This window comes from Allobosea sp. Root670 (assembly GCF_001429415.1).
GTDB lineage: Bacteria > Pseudomonadota > Alphaproteobacteria > Rhizobiales > Beijerinckiaceae > Allobosea > Allobosea robiniae.
This window is the reverse complement of record NZ_LMJU01000018.1, coordinates 134,082-153,559: the sequence shown is the minus strand read 5'-3', so window position 1 is coordinate 153,559 and position 19,478 is coordinate 134,082. Positions and strand designations below refer to the sequence as shown.

Genomic DNA, 19,478 nt, shown 5'->3' with positions numbered 1-19,478 from the left:
CCTGCCTCTCGCCCGCCTTCACAGATGCCGTGAAAGCCCAGCCGCTCTGGCGGCAGTCGATAGGCCCCAAGGCGGGAGGCGCGCGTGAAGTTCGACATTTTCCAGATGGAGCGGAACCAGACGCTCTTCGAGAACGACGTCGAGATCAACCTGACCGAAAGCGGCGTCCATCCCTGGTCGATCGAGGACATCCTGGGCGAAGAGGCCACGCGCGACCTGCTGAAGCAGCCCCTCGGCTATGGCTGGACCGATGGCCGGCCGGACCTGCGCGCCAACATCGCCTCCTGGTATCCCGGTGCGACCGCGGAGAACGTGCTCGTCACCAACGGCTCCTCCGAGGCGACGATGATCGCGCTGATGGCGCTGTTCGAGCCCGGCGACGCGCTGGTCTTCGCCCTGCCGAACTTCATGCAGATCGACGGGCTCGGCCGTGCGCTCGGCTTCGACATCCGCCGCCTGGAACTCTCTGGCGAGACCGACTGGCAGATCGATCCTGCCGACCTCGCGAAGGCCGCCGCTGGCGCCAAAGCGATCGCCGTGACCAACCCGGCCAATCCCACCGGCAGCGTCCTCTCGGCCGCCAGCCGCGCCGCCCTCGTCGAGGCCGCGAAGCGCAACGACGCCTGGCTGATGGTCGACGAGATCTATCGCGGCGGCGAGATCGACGGCGGCGAGACCGAGACGCTCTGGGGCAGCTATCCCAAGGTCGTCGTCACCTCGAGCCTGTCGAAATCCTTCGCCTGCCCTGGCCTGCGCCTCGGCTGGATCGTCGCGCCCGCCGAGGTCGTGGCATCAGCCGCCGAGCGGCAGGACTACACCACGATCGGCAGCGGCATCCTCAGCCAGATCCTAGCCGAAGAGGTAATGCGCCCGGAAACGCGCGGCCGCCTGCTCGCCCGTGGCCGCGATTTGCTGCGCAGCAATGCCGATCTCGTCGCGCAATGGATGGCGCAGCATAACGACTGGTCGTGGCGACGCCCGCAGGCCGGCGGCATGGCCTTCCTGCGCTATCCGCTCGACATATCGTCGGAGGTCTTCTCGCAGAAGTTGCGCGAGGAGGAGAGCGTCTTCGTCGTCGCCGGCAGCTGGTTCGGCATCGAGAACCACATCCGCATCGGCATCGGCGTCCCGACCGAAGTGCTGCGGGACGGGCTGGCACGGATGGATAGGTTTCTGGCAAGGCACAAGGGCTGAAGCGCGCCCCGAAGGGCGGCGCTACGCGTCGCCCTGGCGCCCAATCCCGTCCAGCACCACTCGCGCGATCGCAATGTCCTGCACTGCGATCCCCGTGAGGTCGGCGATGGTGATGTCGTCGTCCGAGCGACGCGCCGGCGCATCCCCGGCCAGAACCGCTCCCAGCTCGACGCAGTCGCCGGCGTCGATCAGCCCGACCTTGGCAGCGGCGGCGAACTCGCCATGGTCGAGGCTCTGCTCCAGCGAATCCGCGATCCGCGTATCGGCGAGCGCCACCAGTGCACTGTCCAGCTCCTGCTTGCCCGGCGCATCGGCCCCGAGCGCGGTGATATGCGTGCCCGGCTTGATCCAGTCGTCGCGGATGATCGGCTGGACCGCCGGTGTCACCGTGATCAGCGCATCGGACCGCGCGCAGAGCCCTTCCAGCTCCGCCACAGGTTCGATAGCAATCCCCTCCCCTTCGAGATCGCGCCGCAGCGCCTCCAGCTTCTCCGGCGAGCGTGCCCAGCATGCGAACACCGGCTCGCGCTCGCGCAGCAGATGCGCAGCGGCCCGGATCTGGAACCGCGCCTGGGTGCCGGCGCCGACGATCCCGATCCGGCGCGCGTCGGCCCGCATCCCGGCCCGCGTCGCGATGGCGCCGGCCAGCGCCGTCCTGAGATCGGTCAGCCAGCCCTCGTCGCGCAGCATCGCGACGACAGCGCCGGTCTCGGCCGAAAGCGCGATCATCATGCCGCTCGTCGTCGGCAGACCCTTGGCGGGATTGTCATAGAACCCCGTCGCGATCTTCACGACGAAGATCGGATCACCCGCGATATGGCCGAACTTGATATGGCAATCGCCATTATGCGTAGGGAAGCCGAGATAACCGACCGGCGGCATCTGCACCTGCCCGGCCGCAGCCGCCTTGAACCCCTCCTCCAGCGCAACGAAAGCCCGGTCGAGATCGATGGCGGCCTCGATCTCCGCACGCGACAGGTCAAGCATCCGGGGTCTCGTTGGCCTGGTTGAGGTAGTTGTAGACGGTCGCGCGGGCGAGCCCGAGGATGCGCGAGATATAGGCGGCAGCATTGCGGCCACCGAAGGCGCCGTTGGCGGCGAGGTCCGCCACCAGCTCACGCTTCTCGGCGCGGCTGAGGCTGGTGACAGTGAGCCCGCGACTCTGCGTCCATTGCTGCACGAACTCGTTGATGCGCTCGTGCCAGTCTTCCTTGAACAGGGCCTGCGGCTTCTCGACGCCGGCCGGCACCGTCGCCAGCGCAGACAGCGTCTGCATCAGCGCGTGAAACTGCGAAACATCGACATTGATGCAGAGCACGCCGATCGCCTTGGCTCCAGCCGAGAGCACGATGCTGATCGATTTCAGCCGCCGCCCGTCCCAGTTCACCTTCTCATAGGGGCCGATGATCGTCTCGTTCGGATCGAAGCCGATCTCGTCGAGCAGGGAGGGCTCACCGAGCACGCGCTGCGAGAAATTGCCGGCGATATGCACGACGCTCTGCGAGCCGAGATCGTGCAACACGACCTCGGCATGCGGCCGGAACAGCAGCGCCACCGCATCGCAGACCGGCAGGTAGGGAGCGAGTTCCGGCGTCATGCGAGAGCCTCTAGCGCGGCTGCGACTTGAGATAGTCGCTCAGGCGCTCAAGCCCGGCGGAGAGGTGATCGCCCGGCGCGCCGATCCCGATGCGGATATAGCCGTCCATCCCGTAGACATCGCCCGGTAGCAGCATGATCCCGCGCTCCTCGCGCAAACGGTGCACGAGCTCGGTCGAGTTCATCGAGTGGCTGTACCTGATGAAGGCCATGCCGCCGGCCTTGGGCGGCACGAAGGAGAAGAACTCCTCATTCGCCTTCACCCAGTTCGTCAGCAGCGCGAGGTTTTCCCGCAGGATCGTCTTGCTCCGCTGCAGGATTTCAGCGCGCTTCGCCGGCTGGATAACGATGCGAGCAATATGCTCGCTCAGCGCGCTCGTGGTGATCGAGGTGTAGTCCTTGTTCTGCCAGGCCGTGTAGATGTCCTTGGCCGGACCGACCAGCCAGCCGATGCGCAGGCCGGGCAGCGCCATCGCCTTGGAGAGACCGCTGGTGATGATCGCCTTCTCGTAGAGATCGGCGAAGCTGGGCGGCTCGTCGGTTTCGAGCTCCGCGCCCTTGTAGACCTCGTCGGCATGGAGATAGCAGCCCTGCGCCCGGGCGATCTCGACCAGCGCATCCATCGTCTCGCGCGAGAGCAGGCTGCCGGTCGGGTTGTTCGGGTTGCAGATCGTCATCAGCTTGGTGCGCGGCGTGATCGCCTGGCGGACCTCGTCGAGATCGGGCGTCCAGCCCAGTTCCTCGCGCAGCTTCACTTCCTTGACGGTGGCGCCGATCGCCCGCGCCCAGCCCCAGATCTGCAGGTAGTTCGGGACGAAGACGACGATCTCGTCGCCCGGCTCGATCAGCGACATCACCATCAGGAAATTGGCTTCGGCCGAGCCGTTGGTGACGATCACCTCGTCCGAGGTCCGGTTGCGGTAGAGCTTGGCGATGTCCTCGCGCAGTTCGACCGCACCATTGGTCCAGCCATAGCCGAGCTCGACTTCCATCAGCTTCGCGCGCTGCTCGGCGCTCAGCAATTCGTTCAGCGAATAGGGATGGACGCCGCTATCGGAGAGATTGAACTCGACAGTGTTCTCGTAGAGCGACTGGATCCGCTCCAGTGTGAATTCTTCGATCTTCATGCTGCCCATCCCGCGCCGGCCGATCCGCCGCATCTCCCGCGAGTATGATGGGCATGATTTAGACGTCAAGGTCGATTTTGGAATTTACAGTCCAAATCTCGATTGCTATCCCTTTTGACGACCACGTCGCAGCCGCTCCCGGAGAGCCCATCATGTCCGACCAGAACCCCGGTGCCAACAAGATGTGGGGCGGCCGCTTCACCACAGCGCCGGCCGACGTGATGCGCAAGATCAATCCCTCGATCGGCTTCGACTACCGTCTTTACCGGCAGGATATCGCAGCGTCCAAGACCCATGCCGCGATGCTCGCCCGCCAGGGCATCATCGCTGGCGCCGACAACGAGCGCATCCAGGCCGGGCTCGACCAGATCCGCGGCGAGATCGACCGCGGCGAGCTGCAATTCAGCATCGACCTCGAGGACATCCACATGAACGTGGAATCGCGCCTCAAGGAGATCATCGGCGAACCGGCCGGACGCCTCCACACCGCCCGCAGCCGCAACGACCAGGCCGTCACCGACGTCCGCCTCTGGATGCGCGACGCCATCGATGCCCTCGATGGCGCCATCCGCGACATGCAACAGGCTCTGATCGAGCGCGCCAGCGAGCATGCCGAGACGATCATGCCGGGCTTCACCCATATGCAGGTCGCTCAGCCCGTGACCTTCGGCCACCATCTGATGGCCTATGTCGAGATGTTCGGCCGCGACCGCGAGCGGCTGGCCGGCGCCCGCCAGCGCACCAATGTCTCGCCGCTTGGCGCCGCCGCGCTCGCCGGCACCGCCTTCCCGATCGACCGGCAGTTCACGGCGGCCGAGCTCGGCTTCGCCCGGCCGACCGAGAACTCGATGGATTCGGTCGGTGCGCGCGACCATATCTGCGAACTGCTGTTCTGCTGCTCGATGCTGGCCGTGCATCTCTCGCGCCTCAACGAGGAGATCACGCTCTGGTGCAGCGACGGCTTCCGCTTCATCGCGCTGTCGGACGCCTTTACCACCGGCTCCTCGATCATGCCGCAGAAGCGCAACCCCGACGCGGCCGAGCTGGTGCGCGGCAAGACCGGCCGCGTCGTCGGCTCGCTCACCGCCATGCTGGTGATGCTCAAGGGCCTGCCGATGACCTTCATGAAGGACATGCAGGAGGACAAGGAGCCGATGTTCGACGCTCTGGAGACGGTCGAGCTCTGCGTCGCCGCCACCACCGGCATGATCCGCGACCTCACCGTGCGCCCCGAGGGCATGCGCGCCTTCCTCGACCGCGGCTTCCCGACTGCGACCGATCTCGCCGACTGGCTGGTGCGCGAGGCCGGCATCCCCTTCCGCGACGCCCATCACATCACCGCCCGCATCGTCGCATTGGCTGAGGCGAAGGGCTGCACCCTGCAGGCGCTCGATCTCGACGCGATGCGCTCGGTCGATCCGCGCATCAGCGAAGCGGTCTTCGAGGTGCTGGCGCCGGAGCACTCCGTCCGTAGCCGCCGCAGCTATGGCGGCACGGCTCCCGATACCGTCCGCGAGGCGATCGCGCGGGCGAAGCAGCGCTGGCTGACCGGCAAGCTGACCTAGGACTGATCGTCACCCTCGCTGCACGCAACCCGGCAGCCGCCGTCCCGCAAACTTTGCGGGAGCAAAGCGGCCGCCTTTCTGGCTATGGATGACGGCGCCGGTCGATTCGACCGGGCCTGAGGAAACGAACGTGGAGCCGCGCAGCTCCGCGGCGGGGGAGAGATGATGGAACACGTCTGGTTGCGTGGGGTGGCCGAGCAGTTCGGCATCGCTGGCGGGCTGCGCCAGCTCGGCGGCGAATACGATCTCAACTTCCGCGGCCGGACCAGCGAGGGCGACGTCATCGTCAAGGCGATGCGCCCGCAGGGCGAGCCCGCCCTCGTCGATCAGCAATGCGCCGCAATCAGTCATGCCCTCGCGGCCGATCCGACGCTGCCGCTGCCCCGCCTCCTACCTGCCGAAGGCAACCGGTTCTGGCAGAATGTTGCCGATTCCAAGGGCCAGCAGCGCATGGTCTGGGTCCAACGCGCCTTCACCGGCATTCCGATGGGCGAAGCCGGGCCGCAGCCGCCGGCTGTCCTCGCCGAACTCGGTGCGCTGACCGCGCGGCTCGACCTCGCGCTACGCGATTTCAAGGTCACGGCGGCGCCGGATGCCGCAAAATGGGACCTGACCGAGGCCGGCTGGATCAAACCGCATCTCGATGTTCTCGAAGGCGCGCGCCGCACGCTCATCGTGGAGATCGTCGCCGGCTTCGAGGCCCTCAAGCCCGCGCTCGACAAGCTGCCGCGCCAGACCATCCATAACGACCTCAACGACTTCAACATCCTCGTCCAGCCGCGCCTGGGAGAGCCCGCCCGGATCAGCGGCCTGATCGATTTCGGCGACATGACCCTTGGTCCGCGCGTCTGCGAGATCGCCATCGCCGCGGCTTACGCCATCCTCGATCACGAGACGCCGGAAGCGGCGCTGGCAGCCTTCGTCGCCGGCTATCATGGCGTGTCGCCGCTCAACGCCGAGGAGATCGGCCTGATCTGGCCGCTCATCCGGATGCGGCTCGCGGTCAGCGTCGTGAACTCGACGATCGAGGCCAAGGGCCGCCCGAACGACCCCTATGTCACGATCTCGCAGGCCCCCGCATGGCGGCTTCTGGAAAACCTCGCCATCGACGGCGACTTGATGGGCGCGCGCCTGCGCAATGCCTGCGGCCTGCCCGTCACCGATGCCGCCGGCCGCATTGCGAGCTGGATCGCCGCACAGCGCGGCAGCTTCGCCCCGGTGCTCGGCCGTGCACTCGACGGCCTGCCGGTGGGTTCGCTCGGCATCGCCGAGGCGACAATCCCGCAGAACCCGTTCGAACTGCGCGCCGACGAGGCCCGTAATCTCGGCACCGGGCTCGGCATCACCCAGGAATGGTGGCTCGGCCAGTATGGCGAGCCACGCCTAGTCTATACCGACAAGGCCTTCCGCAAGGGCCGCTGGCTCGCCTCCAACCGCCGCACCATCCATATGGCGGTCGATGTCTTCGGGCCGGCCGGCGAACCGGTCCGGGCGCCTCTCGCCGGCAAGGTTGCGCTTGCAGAGAACCGCAAAGGCCATCTCGACTATGGCGGCGTCGTCATCCTCGAACACCGCACGCCCGCGGGTGACATCTTCCACACCCTCTACGGCCATCTCGCCGCCGATGGCGCGGCCAAGCTGAAGCCAGGTCAGGAGATTGCGGCGGGAGAGGCTTTCGCCAAGCTCGGTCCGGCCGAGGAGAATGGCGGCTGGGAGCCGCATCTGCACTTCCAGCTTGCGCTGACGCTGGACGGCATGGGCCATGACTGGCCGGGCGTCGCCGATCCCGACGACTGGGCGCTCTGGCAGGCGATTTGCCCGAACCCCGCCGCCCTGCTCAACCTGCCCGACGATGTCGTCGCCTATCAGGCGATCGACGAGGCCGCGCTACTGGCCGAGCGCAAGGCCCGCTTCGGCGCCAATCTGAAGCTCAGCTACAAGAAGCCGGTCACCTTCCTGCGCGGCTGGCGCCACCATCTCTTCGACGCGATGGGCCGGCCCTATCTCGACGCCTATAACAACGTGCCGCATGTCGGCCACGCCCATCCGCGCATCCGCAAGGTGGCGATGGACCAGCTCGCGCGGATGAACTCGAACACGCGCTATCTGCACCCCGCGCCGATGGCTTTGGCCGAGCGGCTGACCGCCAAGCTGCCCAAGGAGCTGGAGGTCTGCTTCTTCGTCAATTCCGGTTCGGAAGCGAACGAACTGGCCCTGCGTCTCGCCCGCGCGGCAAGCGGCGGCTACGACATCGTCACGCCCGATCACGGCTATCACGGCAATACCACCGGCGCGATCGACATCTCCGCCTACAAGTTCAACAAGCCGAACATGGGTGGCCGCAAGCCCTGGGTGCAGCTTGTCGACGTCGCCGACGATTATCGCGGCCGCTTCCGCCGCGACGACGCCGACCGGGCCCTCCACTACGCCCAGCAGGTCGACGGCGCGCTCGCGGCCATCGCGGAACGTGGCGGCAAGGTCGCCGGCTTCATCGCCGAGACCTTCCCGAGCGTCGGCGGCCAGATCATCCCGCCACCCGGCTATCTCGCAGCCGTCTACGAGCGCATCCGCGCCGCCGGCGGCATCTGCATCGCCGACGAGGTCCAGACCGGACTCGGGCGCCTTGGCGATTATTATTTCGGCTTCGAGCAGCAGAATGTGCGCCCGGATATCGTCGTGCTCGGCAAGCCGCTCGGGAACGGCCACCCGATCGGCGCGCTCATCACCACCCGCGCCATCGCCGAGCGCTTCGCCGAAGGCCCGGAATATTTCTCGACCTTCGGCGGCTCGAACCTGTCCTGCCGCATCGCCGCTGAAGTGCTCGACATCGTCGAGGGGGAAGGTCTCTCGGCCAATGCCAAGGCAATGGGCGACAAGCTGCTCGCCGGCATGCGCGCGCTGATGGATGACTATCCTTGCGTCGGCGACGTGCGCGGCATCGGCCTCTTCCTCGGCCTGGAACTGGTCACGGACCGCGAGACGCTTGAGCCCGCAACCGATGCGGCCGCCCATGTCATGAACCGCCTGCGCGACATGCGCATCCTCGTCGGGCGCGAGGGACCGGCCGACAACATCCTGAAGATCCGCCCGCCGCTGACGGTCGGTGCCGACGATGTCGAGATGATCCTCGACAGGCTCAGGATCTGCCTGCGCGAGGTCGAGGCCGCGCGATAACCTGCCACCGCCCCAAGCTCCTGTGCAGCGAAAGCGCGCCGTGCTCTCAGCCGGCTCGGCGCGCTTCGAGGATCAGGCGCAGCAGGCGGCCGAAGGCGAAGCGGCTCACCTCCGTGCCCTTGATGTCGGTGTTGACGCGGTGGACGATGACGAGGTCCAGCGACGGAATGACAAGGCAGTTCTGCCCGCCGACGCCCTGAGCGCTGTAGCTGCCCGCGGGCAGCACGACGCCCGGAAAGCCCGCGCCGGAACGCTCGGTCCACCACATATAGCCATAGCCGCCACGCGGCCCGGCATCGGAGAGCGGCAGCACGCTGGTCGCGACCCAGTTGGCCGGCACGATCTGCTCGTTCTGCCAACGGCCCTGCCGCAGGAACATCAGGCCGAAGCGGGCGAGATCGCGCGTCGACATCCGGAACGGATAGGCGGGATGAACGGAGCAATCGTCCGGCTCCAGCCAGCCGTCGCGCCGCTCGCCATCGAGGCGGAAATCCTCCATGCCGAGCGGGCGGCCGATCCGCGCCAGGAAATCGTCATGGATGCCGGCACCGGTCAGCGCCGTGAAGATCGTACCGAGCGCGTTGAAATCCCAGTTGTTGTACAGCCAGAAGGTGCCGGGCGGCTGCGAATGGCGCTGCGGCTTGATCGACTTCATCCAGGGCGATTCATAGCCGGCCGGATGGAAGATGCCGGAGCGCGCCGTCAGCAGATCATAGATCGTCGCCGACTTCTCGAGGTCGCTGAGGCCCTCCTTGTCGTCGATGCCGAGATCGGCGAGCGTGCGCGACAGGTCGATCCGGCCGGCTTCCTCATGAATGCCGATCAGCGCGCTGAGGAAGCTCTTGCGGACGGAATGGCACTGGTAGCGATGAGCGAGGTCGCCACGGCTCGCCACCACGCGCCCGCCCTGCACGATCATCACTGTCGCCGTCGAAATGGTGTCGGCGAAGCGCCAGGCGTGGTCGAGCCCTTCGCGCGACCAGCCCGCCGTCTCCGGTGCGACGCTCTCCCAGCCATTCACCGGCCAATGCTCCGCGCGCAAGGCTTCGCTCGTCATCACTGCTTCATCCATCATCTGATCCTCCGTAACCCGGCCGCTCACGCGATCGGGCGATAACCGACGCTCGCTTCGAGGAATTCACGCGTATAGGGCTGATGCGCCCGGCCGGCCCTGACATCCTCGGCGCTCATCTCTTCGAGGATGCGGCCCTCGCTCATCATCGCGACCCTCTCGCAGAGATGCGTCACGACCGCGAGGTCGTGGCTCACCATCAGATAGGTCAGGTCGCGGTCGCGGCGGAGCTGCTTCAGCAGATTGAGGATTTCCGCCTGCACGGAGACGTCCAGCGCCGAGGTCGGCTCGTCCAGCAGCAGCAGCTCAGGCTCGATGATGAGCGCACGCGCGATCGCGACGCGCTGACGCTGCCCCCCCGAGAGCTCATGCGGGAAGCGGTAGCGGAAGGACGGTCCGAGGCCGACGGCGGTCAGGATTTCGTCGATGCGCTCCTGCGGCCGGTCGAAACCATGAATCTTCAGCGGCTCGGCCAGGACGTTCTGCACCATCTTCCGCGGATGCAGCGAGGAATAGGGGTCCTGGAACACCATCTGCACGCGGCGGAAGAAGGCCTTGTCGCGCTTATGCGGCACCTCCCGATCCTGGAAGCTGATCGAGCCGCCATACTCGCTGTTCAGTCCGGCGAGAGCGCGCAGCACGGTCGACTTGCCGCAGCCGGATTCACCGATCAGGCCGAAGGCCTCGCCATGTCCGAGCGTGAAGGAGACGTCGTCCACCGCCTTCAGCGCCGAGGCGCCACGGCCGAAGACAACCGAGAGATGGCTGACCGCGAGCGCAGCCGGGCGGTTCGCCGCCAGGGTCGGATCCGTCGCGCTCATGGCCGGCTCCCGCTCTGCAGCGTCGGTCCATCGAGCCAGGCCGGGTCGCGGCTCGGCACCTGCAGCATGTCGGCCTGCCGGTCGAGCCGCGGCAGGCTGTCGAGCAAGGCGCGTGTATAGGGGTGCCGTGCATTGTGCAGTTCGCGCGCCGGGATATCCTCCATGATCCGGCCCGCATACATCACCAGCACGCGGTCGCAGAAATCCGCCACGAGATTGAGGTCGTGACTGATGAAGATCAGCCCGGCGCCGCGCCGCGTCACCAGCTCGTCGAGGATGCTCAGCACCTGCCGCCGGATGGTGACGTCGAGCGCCGAGGTCGGCTCGTCCGCGATGATCAGGTCGGGCTCCGGGATCAGCATCATCGCGATCATGATGCGCTGGCCCATGCCGCCCGAGACCTCGTGCGGATAGAGCCTGAAGACACGCGCGGGGTCGCGGATCTTCACGGCCTCCAGCATGGCGAGCGCTTTGGCTTCCGCCTCCTTGCCTCCGACCTTGTGGTGCAGGCGATAGGCCTCGGTAATCTGCTCGCCGACCCGCATCAGCGGATTGAGCGAGAATTTCGGATCCTGCAGGATCATCGAGATGCGGTTGCCGCGGATGGTCCGCATCTGGCGCTCGCTGGCGGCCATGAGGTCGATCCCGTCGAAGGAGAGCTTCTTGGCGGAGATCGTCGCCGCCTTCGGCGTCAGCTTGAGGATCGTGCGTCCGGTCAGCGACTTGCCCGAGCCGGATTCACCGACGATGCCGACCTTCTCGCGGCCGACGCTGAAGGAGATGCCGCGCACCGCCTGCACCGAGCGATGCGCGCCCTTGAAGATGACGGAAAGATCCTCGACCTCGAGCAGCGGCTTATCCATGGCGCGGGTCCAGGATGTCGCGCAGGCCGTCGCCGAACAGGTTGAAGGCCAGGCTGGTGATCAGGATGGCAAGGCCGGGAATGCCGGCGATCCAGCCATTGGTCAGGATGAACTCGCGGCCGGATGCCAGCATCGCACCCCATTCCGGGCTCGGCGGCTGCGCGCCGAGGCCAAGGAAGCCGAGGCCGGCCGCGGTCAGGATGATCGACGCCATGCTCAGCGTGATGCGCACCACGACGGAGGGAATGCACATCGGCACGACATGGCCGAGGATGATCCGGAGTGGCGACGCGCCCTGCAGCCGGACCGCCGCGATATAGTCGGACTTGCGGATCGACAGCGTCTCGGCCCGCGCCAGCCGCGCGATCGGCGGCCAGGCGGCAAGCGCGATCGCAATGATCGCATGGTCGATGCTGGGTCCCAGAGCCGCGACGAAGGCGAGCGCCAGCACCAGACTCGGGAAGGCCAGGAAGATGTCGACGATACGCATCAGAACGGTGTCGACCCAACCTCCGAGATAGCCCGAGGTGGTGCCGACGATCAGCCCGAGCGGCGCCGCGATCACCGCCGTCAGCATGGCGATGTAGAGCGTGATCCGCGCGCCGAAGACCAGCCGGCTGAAGATGTCACGGCCAAGCTCGTCGGTGCCGAACCAATGCGCGGCCGAAGGCCGCTGCAGGCGCTGCGTCAGATCCTGCGCATAGATGTCATGCGTCGCGACCAGCGGGGCGAACAGCGCCGTGAGCGCGATCAGGACGATGATGGCGAGGCCGAACAGGGCGGCAGGGTTGGCGCGCAGGCGCCACCATTTCAGCGACAATTGCTGCATCCGCGCCTGGAAGGGCGAGGCCGGGACGGGCGCCGCGAGCCAGGCCCGGAGGCCTCGCCCGTTGGCCTGGTCGATGGGTTGTGGTGCCATGGCCATGCCTCAGCGGGTCCGCGGGTCGAAGACCCGGTAAAGCAGGTCGCATAACAGGTTGAGCGTGACGAAGATGACGCCGACCAGCAGCGTGCAGCCGACGACCGCGTTCATGTCGCCGGCGAGAAGCGCGTTGGTCAGGTAGCGGCCGAAGCCCGGCCAGGCGAAGACCGTCTCGGTCAGGACCGCGCCTTCAAGCAGAAAGGCGTAGGACAGTGCCACCACCGTCACCACCTGCACGGCGATGTTGCGGAAGGCGTGACCCCAGACCGTGCGCGCCCAGGACAGGCCTTTCACCCGCGCCGTCACGACATATTCCTGCCCGAGCTGCTCCATCATGAAGCTGCGCGTCATGCGGCTGATATAGGCGAGCGAGCTGAAGGCCAGGATCGAGGCCGGCAGGATGATGTGCGAGACGGCGTTGCCGAACATCTCCCAGTTGCCGGCGAGCAGGCTGTCGATCAGCAGGAAGCCGGTGACGGGTTCGAGGTCGAACTCGTAAGCGAAATCGATGCGGCCGGGACCACCGACCCAACCCAGCGTCGCGTAGAACAGCACGAGCCCCATCAGGCCGAGCCAGAAATTCGGCGCGGAATAGCCGATCAGGCCGACGACCCGGACAATCTGGTCGACAAGGGAGCCGCGATACATCGCCGAGAGCACGCCAAGCGGGATGCCCAGGCTGGTGCCGATCACGATCGCCACGCTGGCGAGCTCGATCGTCGCCGGGAAGACGCGGGCGATATCCGCCATCACCGGCTTGCCCGTGGTCAGAGCCATCCCGAAATCGAGATGCAGCACGCCCCAGAGATAGCGGCCGAACTGGACGTAGAGCGGCTGGTCGAGGCCGAGCTGCTTGTACATCGCCTGATAGGCTTCCTGGGTCACGTTGTCGCCGAGCACGGCGACGACGGGATCGAGCGGCAGCAGGCGGCCAATGAAGAAGGTCAGCGCCGCCAGCCCGAGCAGGGTGACGGCGAAGGAGACGAGCGTTCGGCCGGAGGCCTTGAGCCAGGACGGAAGAATGGTCCGTCCTGGATCGGAGCTCAGGCCGGGCGCCGCAGCGGCGGTCCGGGACATCGCGATGGCCTTACTTGGCCGTACGCTCGTAATAGGTTCGGAAGCCGTTCCAGGTCCACGACTTCAGGTCCTTTCGCACGCCGGCGACGCTGTTCATCTGGAACATGAAGGCCATCGGCCCCTTGGCCATCACCTCTTTCTGGATCGTCGCATAGAGCGCATCGCGCTTGGCCGGATCGGGCTCGAGCAGGGCCGCGTCGATCTGCTTGTTGAGTTCAAGGTCCTGATAGGCGGAACGCCAGCTCGGATATTGGGTCTGCTTGGCTTCGAGCCGGTTGTCGGGGTTGAAGACGAGGCGCGAGGCGTTGCCATGGGCATCCGGCACGCCGGTCTGCCAGGCCAGCATCGCCGACTGGTATTCACGCCCGCGGACCTTGCTGAAGAGCTGGGCATTGGCCATGCGCTCCAGCGAGAGCTTGACCCCGACCTTGGCGGCGTTCTGCTGGACGCTCTGGGCGATGGGGTTCGCATGCGGCAGCGTGCCGAACAGCACGCTCGCCTCGAAGCCGTTGGGATAGCCGGCCTCGGTCAGCAATTGCTTGGCCTTGTCGAGATCGAGCTTGAAGGGCTGCCCCTCCTTCTCGTCGAGGGCGCCGACCGCGCCGAGCTGGGCGAAGCTGGCGCGCGGCACGCCGAGATAGGTCATCACCGTCTTGCCGAGGCCCTCATAGTCGATCAGGTAGCGCATCGCGAGGCGCACCTTCTCCTTGGAGAACGGACCGTCCGCGACGTTGAAGCCCCAGTAGAACAATTGCGGCCTGAGGACCTTGATGATCGAGACGTCCTTTGAGCCTTCGAGGTCCTTCAGGTCTTCCGGCGTCAGGTCGCGCGCCACGTCGACATCGCCCTGGCTGAGCAGCAGGCGCTGGGTGCCGGGCTCGGCGACATGGCGGATCAGGATACGCTTGAGACCGGGCGCCGTGCCCCAGTACCCCTCGTTCGCCTCCAGCACGATCGATTCGCCGGCATTCCAGCGTGTCAGCTTGTAGGGACCGACGCAGGCCGTGCGCGTCGCCAGGTACTTGTTGCCGAGATCGGTGCCCTGCTGGTTCGCCATCAGGGTCTTCTTGTCCATCACCATGGAGACCCGGTTGGCGGCGATCGCCTGCAGCACCAGCGTCGTCGGATAGGGCTTGTCCAGCTTGAGCGTGAGCGTGTCGTTACCCGCGACGATGGTCTGCTCGACATTGTCCTTGGTGAAGCCGTACTCGGTCAGCGTCGCGGCATTGCCGAAGTTGAGCTTGACGACGCGGTGCATCGACCAGGCGACATCCTCGGCCGTGACCGGATTGCCGGAGGGGAACTTCGCGCCCTTGCGCAGGTGGAAGGTGATCTCCTTGCGGTCCGGCGAGACATCCCAGCGCTCGGCGAAGCCCGGCACGACCTTGCGCTCGTCGGCCGGGTCGAAATCGACCAGCGTATCGCAGGTGTTCTGCAGGATCTCGTTGGTGACGACCTCGCCGACCTGGGCGGGATCGAAGGTGCTGATCGCGTCGACGTTCCAGGCCATCACGAGCGCGTTCTTCGGCGTCGCGGCGACGGCCGCTCCCGCGCCGGCGCAGAGGGCGGCGGCCGCAGCAGCCGAGAGGAGCTTGCGCCCGTCAAGGCGGCGCCTCGTTCCGGTCTCGTCGTTTCGGTCGGCCATGATCTCGATCCCGCTCTTTGGTTGTTGTTCGATTGGACGCGTCGTCGGCGGAAGCAGCATTGGTGCCGCCCACGCGCTTCCGGCTCAGGCGGCCACCGGCCGCGGCTTGATCGGCGGCTTCACCTCCGCCGGGATCGGGCAGACATAAGGCGTCTGCGTCACCCGTTCCTGATGGTCCTTCCTGGCGCGCGCCAGCAGCGTCTCGTCGCTGATCACATCGATCGCCGTCGCCGCCATGATCTTGGCGGCATGGACCATGCCCTTGTGGGCGGCCGGCGCCTTGCCCTGTGCCGTGATCTGCCAGGAATGACCGGGTGTGCCGATCGCATGGGTCGCGACCCTAGCCTGGATGGTCGGCACCTTCCAGCTGACATCGGCGACATCGGTCGAGCCGATCATCGGCACGCCGCGCGTGCCCTGCGGCACGACGAAATCGCAAAGTGGCGTGTTCTCGCGCGGCGCGATGCCGGTCTTGCGATAGTCGTTGAGGATATCCGCCGGGCCGAGCGTCGCCTGGATCTTGGCCGCATAGGCCTTGTCGGCGGCATCGAAGGGCACGGGGCCGAGCCGGTCGATGTTCTTGAACATCGCATCTTCCAGCGGCGTGTTGCCGAGCATGTTGGAGACCGCGCTCATGATCGAGATCGAGACCGTGGTCTCGGTCATCAGCGCCGCGCCCTCGGCGATCTTCTTCACGCGCTCGTTGAGCTCCAGCATGCCAGCGAGGTCGCGCGCCCGGATGGCGTAGCGCACCTTGGCCGAAGCCTGGACGACGTTCGGCGCGATGCCGCCGGCATCGAGATAGGCATAGTGGATGCGCGCATCGGACGGCGCATGCTCGCGCATGTAGTTGACGCCGACATTCATGAGTTCCACCGCATCGAGCGCCGAGCGGCCGAGATGCGGCGCGGCCGCCGCATGCGAGGCGCGGCCGGTGAACTGGAAATCCATCCGGGTATTGGCGAGCGACAAGGCATCGTCGACCTTGGTCATCGAGGCCGGGTGCCAGGAAATCGCGACGTCGACATCGTCGAAGGCGCCGGCCCGCACCATGAAGGCCTTGGCCGCGCCGCCCTCTTCCGCCGGGCAGCCGAAATAACGCACCCGCCCCGGTCGGCCGGTTTTGGCCAGCCAGTCCTTCACCGCGGTCGCAGCCAGCAGCGCAGCCGAGCCCAGCATGTTGTGACCGCAGCCATGGCCGTGGCCGCCGGCCTCGACCGGCTTCGGCTCGGCGATATTAGCCTCCTGGCTCAGGCCGGGCAGCGCGTCGTATTCGCCGAGGATGGCGATGACCGGGCCGCCCTCGCCCGCCTCGCCCATCACGGCGGTCGGGATGCCCGCGACGTTCTCGGTGATGCGGAAACCCTGCTCCTTCAGCATCGCGATATGCTCGCCGACCGAGCGGTACTCAGTATAGGCGATCTCGGGCATGCCCCAGACGCGGTCGCTCAGCGCCTCGAAGGACTGCCGCTTCGCATCGACGAGCTGCCAGATGATCTCGGAATTCTGCATGGTTTGCGTCCTTTCAGATGCCGGGGCGCTCAAAGATGCTCTCGCAGGAAACGGGCCACGCCGCCGAAGACGGTGCGCCGGTTCTCGATCCGGGCGAAGCCATGGCCCTCATGCGGGATGCGCACATACTCGACCGGGCGGCCGAGGCCGCGCAGCACCGAATAGACCATCTCGCTCTCGCCCGGCGGCACGCGAGGGTCGTCGAACCCTTGCGCCATGAAGAGGGGCACCCGGATCTGGTCGATTTTGTGGATCGGCGAGAAGCGGATCAGGTTCTCGCGGTCGGCGACGGGATCGCCATATTCCACCGCGCGCAGATAGCGCCGCCACGGCCCGGTCGTCTCCAGCAGCGTCAGGAAATTGGCGATGCCGTAGAACTCGATCCCGACCTTCCACAATTCCGGCTGCTCGGTCAGCGCCGCCAGCACCATGAAGCCGCCATAGGAGCGGCCATAGACGGCGACGCGGTCATCGTTCACATCGGATTGCTCGCGCAGCCAGAGCCTGACCGCCTTGAGGTCGGCGGCGCTGTCCATGCGCAGATGCTTGTCGTCGAGATGGTGGTAGCTGCGGCCATAACCGGTCGAGCCACGCACGTTCGGCGCGATCACCATGATGCCCTGGCTCAGGAAGAACTGCAGGTCGGCCCGGAAGACCGGAGTCCACTGCGCTTCCGGCCCACCATGCACGACGACGACGGCCGGATAACCACCCTCCGGCGCCTTGCCGCGCGGCCGGTAGACGAAGAACGGGACTTCGAGCCCGTCGAAGCTCTTGGTGCTCGCGACCGTCGGTTCGACGAAGCTCGCCGGGTCAAGCCCCGCCTTCGAGGCGTCGGTCAGGCGCTTCACCTGCTTCGAGGCGATGTCGAAACGCCAGATATCCGGCGACGAGGTCGAGCCGTCGAGCGGGAAGACGAGCCCGGAACCATCCGGCAGCCAGGCGACGGACCCGACCGAGCCGGCAGGGAAGCCCTCGACCTCGAACTCCGCCCCGCCGGCGATCTCGCGCACGAAGATGCGGTTCCAGCCGCGATCATTCGCGACATAGGCGAGGCGGTTCTGGTCCGGCGCCAGCGCCACCGCCTCGATATCCTGCCCGTCGCGCTCGATGATCCAGTTCAGCGTGCCGTCAGTCGCCGAGCGGAAGCCGACGCTGAGAAACTCGCGGCCCTGGTCGGTGATCGTGAAGAAGCCGCTGCCATCCTTCTTCATCCGGTTGGCGGCATAGCGGGCGCGCCCCTCATGCGGCAGCAAGGCCTCGCGCGCGCCGCTTTCGAGATCGAGCCGGAACAGATCCTGGTCATTCATCGCATGGGTCGCATCGGCGACCAGCAGCGAGCGTCCATCCGGGAAGAACGCGACCGCCTCGCGATAGCCGCTGCCCTCGAACACGCGCCGCGCCGCCCGCGTCGCCATGTCCATCACATAGATGTCCATATGCTCGCGGTCGCGTGCGTTCGAGGCGAAGGCGATGCGCTGCCCGTCCGGTGCCCAGCAGCCCCAGACATGCACCACGGTCGGATCGTCGGTCAGCGGCTGCGGCACGCCCGAGGCACCCGGCACAAGCCAGAGCTGATGGCGCTCGTCGCCGCCGCAATCCATGGTGAAGAGCAGGTCGCGGCTCTTCGGGTTGAAGGCGATCGCACCGACCGGCTCCGGCATGTCGGTCAGGCGCCAGGGCGCCCCGCCGGCGAGCGGCCGAAGCCAGATCTGATGCGTGCCGCTCTCGTCGCTGAGATAGGCGAGGAGCTCGCCATCCGGCGCGACCGCCGGGCTCTTGGCGCTGCGGATTTCGAGATAGGGCTCGATGCCCAGGCGGATCTGGCTGGCGGCTTCGTACATGATGGTTCCTTCAGGCCGCGAGGGCCAGCATCGAATCGCGTAGGCGATCGGTCGCATCGCGCAGCGCCAGCGACAGGGCCGGCGCGCTCGGCGTCGCCGCGTGGTTAGCTTCGGTGACGATGGTGAAGCGGGCTTCGGGCCAGGCCGTCTTCAGGCGCCAGGCCGTGCACATCGGCGTCACGATGTCGTAGCGGCCCTGCACGATCTCGGCCGGCAGATGCCGGATGCGCGAGACGTCGCGCAGCAACTGGCCGGGGTCGAGGAAGGCGCCGTTGACGCAGTAATGCGTAAAGATGCGGGCGAGCGCGAGCGCGGCATCCGGCTCGGTCAGGGCCGCGACATGCTCGGCATCGGGCAGGAAGGTCTGGGTCTTCCCCGAGAAGGTGCGCAAGGCGACCGCAGCAGCGAGTTGTTGCTCGCGGTCAGGCCCGGTCAGCCGACGGTAATAGGCGCCGAGCAGATCGCCCCGTTCAGCTTCCGGCACGAAACTGGCGAAGACCTCCCAATGGTCCGGGAAGATCGTGCGCGAGCCGTGGAACCACCAGTCGATCTCGGCGCGCTCGGCCATGAAGATGCCGTGCAGGCGGAAGCCGAGGCAGCGCTCGGGATGGGCCTGGCCATAGGCGAGGCCGAGGCAACTGCCCCAGGAACCGCCGGTGACGAGCCAGCGCTCGATGCCGAGATGCTCCCGAATCCGTTCGAGATCGGCGATCAGCGCCTGCGTGGTATTGCCCGCGAGCTCCGCCAGAGGGCTGGAGCGCCCCGCCCCGCGCTGGTCGAAGGTCACGATCCGGAAGGCGGACGGGTCGAAGGTCTTGCGCTGCGCCGGCTTGGTGCCACCGCCGGGTCCGCCATGCAGGAACACCACGGGGATGCCATCGGGATTGCCGCTGAGATCGACATGGAGTTCATGTCCGTCACCAACCGGCAGGCGCAAGGACCGATAGGGCTCAACCGCCTCGTAGAGGGTGCTGTAATCGTCTGGCACGTCGGGCTCCGTCGAACCGGAGCGCCGCAACGCTCCCCTGATCCGGCGAGGATGGCACGCGCGAACAGCCGCTGGCCA

15 protein-coding genes and 1 pseudogene are annotated in these 19,478 nt (G+C 66.8%); 3 read left to right on the top strand and 13 right to left on the bottom strand.

Annotation, left to right across the window (positions count from 1 at the left end; all coding sequences use genetic code 11):
• The first annotated feature begins 84 nt into the window (after positions 1–84).
• Entirely contained in the window at positions 85–1,194 is a 1,110-nt protein-coding gene (locus ASE61_RS21865) for an aminotransferase class I/II-fold pyridoxal phosphate-dependent enzyme (RefSeq protein WP_061970534.1), read from the top strand.
• A 21-nt stretch (positions 1,195–1,215) separates the two neighbouring features.
• Here the strand turns inward: ASE61_RS21865 and ASE61_RS21860 are convergent, their stop codons facing one another.
• From ASE61_RS21860 to ASE61_RS21850, 3 genes are read right to left on the bottom strand one after another with little or no spacing between them, the layout of a single operon-like run.
• Positions 1,216–2,181, bottom strand: a complete 966-nt coding sequence (locus tag ASE61_RS21860; RefSeq protein WP_061970533.1) for a hypothetical protein — start codon at positions 2,179–2,181, stop codon at positions 1,216–1,218.
• A complete protein-coding gene (locus tag ASE61_RS21855) occupies positions 2,174–2,791 on the bottom strand; it encodes a transcriptional regulator (protein WP_061970531.1) in 618 nt (205 codons plus the stop codon). Before ASE61_RS21855 ends, ASE61_RS21860 begins: the two co-directional genes overlap by 8 nt.
• A gap of 10 nt (positions 2,792–2,801) precedes the next feature.
• Complete coding sequence (locus ASE61_RS21850) at positions 2,802–3,917, bottom strand: aminotransferase class I/II-fold pyridoxal phosphate-dependent enzyme (RefSeq protein ID WP_061970730.1); 1,116 nt, start codon at positions 3,915–3,917, stop codon at positions 2,802–2,804.
• A 152-nt stretch (positions 3,918–4,069) separates the two neighbouring features.
• On the opposite strand from ASE61_RS21850, the gene argH reads away from it, so the two are divergent.
• Together argH and ASE61_RS21840 are read left to right on the top strand one after the other, a co-directional pair.
• Positions 4,070–5,482: an argininosuccinate lyase gene (gene argH, locus ASE61_RS21845; RefSeq protein ID WP_061970529.1), complete on the top strand. Its 1,413-nt coding sequence runs from the start codon at positions 4,070–4,072 to the stop codon at positions 5,480–5,482.
• Between the two features lie 165 nt (positions 5,483–5,647).
• A complete protein-coding gene (locus tag ASE61_RS21840) occupies positions 5,648–8,656 on the top strand; it encodes an aminotransferase class III-fold pyridoxal phosphate-dependent enzyme (protein ID WP_061970528.1) in 3,009 nt (1,002 codons plus the stop codon).
• A 46-nt stretch (positions 8,657–8,702) separates the two neighbouring features.
• Here ASE61_RS21840 and ASE61_RS21835 read toward each other — a convergent pair whose 3' ends face one another.
• The 10 genes and pseudogenes from ASE61_RS21835 to pip form a co-directional block, all read right to left on the bottom strand.
• A complete protein-coding gene (locus ASE61_RS21835; protein WP_244492976.1) occupies positions 8,703–9,731 on the bottom strand; it encodes a serine hydrolase domain-containing protein in 1,029 nt (342 codons plus the stop codon).
• A gap of 23 nt (positions 9,732–9,754) precedes the next feature.
• The gene (locus tag ASE61_RS21830; RefSeq protein WP_061970526.1) at positions 9,755–10,549 is read right to left on the bottom strand and encodes an ABC transporter ATP-binding protein; all 795 of its coding nucleotides are present in this window, start codon (positions 10,547–10,549) and stop codon (positions 9,755–9,757) included.
• Positions 10,546–10,713: a hypothetical protein gene (locus ASE61_RS27620; protein WP_413813549.1), complete on the bottom strand. Its 168-nt coding sequence runs from the start codon at positions 10,711–10,713 to the stop codon at positions 10,546–10,548. The genes ASE61_RS21830 and ASE61_RS27620 overlap by 4 nt, the downstream gene beginning before the upstream one ends.
• Before the next feature lie 162 nt (positions 10,714–10,875).
• Positions 10,876–11,334: pseudogene (locus tag ASE61_RS27615) on the bottom strand (ATP-binding cassette domain-containing protein); the annotation flags it as partial.
• A 70-nt stretch (positions 11,335–11,404) separates the two neighbouring features.
• Entirely contained in the window at positions 11,405–12,331 is a 927-nt protein-coding gene (locus tag ASE61_RS21820) for an ABC transporter permease (protein ID WP_061970522.1), read from the bottom strand.
• Positions 12,332–12,340: 9 nt separating this feature from the next.
• Positions 12,341–13,411: an ABC transporter permease gene (locus ASE61_RS21815; protein WP_082617625.1), complete on the bottom strand. Its 1,071-nt coding sequence runs from the start codon at positions 13,409–13,411 to the stop codon at positions 12,341–12,343.
• Between the two features lie 10 nt (positions 13,412–13,421).
• The gene (locus ASE61_RS21810) at positions 13,422–15,056 is read right to left on the bottom strand and encodes an ABC transporter substrate-binding protein (RefSeq protein WP_061970725.1); all 1,635 of its coding nucleotides are present in this window, start codon (positions 15,054–15,056) and stop codon (positions 13,422–13,424) included.
• 84 nt (positions 15,057–15,140) lie between these two features.
• The gene (locus ASE61_RS21805) at positions 15,141–16,568 is read right to left on the bottom strand and encodes a M20 family metallopeptidase (protein ID WP_061970521.1); all 1,428 of its coding nucleotides are present in this window, start codon (positions 16,566–16,568) and stop codon (positions 15,141–15,143) included.
• 29 nt (positions 16,569–16,597) lie between these two features.
• Entirely contained in the window at positions 16,598–18,412 is a 1,815-nt protein-coding gene (locus ASE61_RS21800) for a S9 family peptidase (protein WP_061970519.1), read from the bottom strand.
• A 10-nt stretch (positions 18,413–18,422) separates the two neighbouring features.
• Positions 18,423–19,400: a prolyl aminopeptidase gene (gene pip / locus ASE61_RS21795; protein ID WP_061970723.1), complete on the bottom strand. Its 978-nt coding sequence runs from the start codon at positions 19,398–19,400 to the stop codon at positions 18,423–18,425.
• Positions 19,401–19,478 lie beyond the last annotated feature (78 nt).